1 protein-coding gene is annotated in these 359 nt (G+C 45.7%); it reads left to right on the forward strand.

Annotation, left to right across the window (positions count from 1 at the left end):
* Positions 1-359, forward strand: a 359-nt coding sequence (locus KEM10_RS24150) for a hypothetical protein (RefSeq protein ID WP_212221070.1), incomplete at both ends; no start/stop codon positions are given.

A 359-nucleotide genomic window follows, 5' to 3' on the forward strand; every position in this document is an offset into this window, starting at 1 on the left:
CGTAGGTCATACAATGCCGGAGCAAGAAGTACGGCTGTAAAAACAGGACTTACCAAAGACCTGACTTCAAAAGGTCAGTTTGAACTTCGCAGACAGCAATTGCCACCGGAAGTGCAGAAAGCATTAAAAGATGCACGTATGCAAACCGTTGATACGGCAATCTACACCGTTAAGTCGATTAAGGATAAGTCCGACATTGATTTGATGGAGGCATCGGACGATAAAAAGGCTGGTCGTACCAACCTGAACCGTGCGCAGTTGGATTCAGGAAAGTATTTCCTGTTAACTGATATTGTTCTTGAGTACGCTCATGGAGCATCGGAAGAAGACAACGACCCGGCAGATTTTGCATTCGGTCA

Source organism: Carboxylicivirga linearis (assembly GCF_018271995.1).
Classification (GTDB): domain Bacteria; phylum Bacteroidota; class Bacteroidia; order Bacteroidales; family Marinilabiliaceae; genus Carboxylicivirga; species Carboxylicivirga linearis.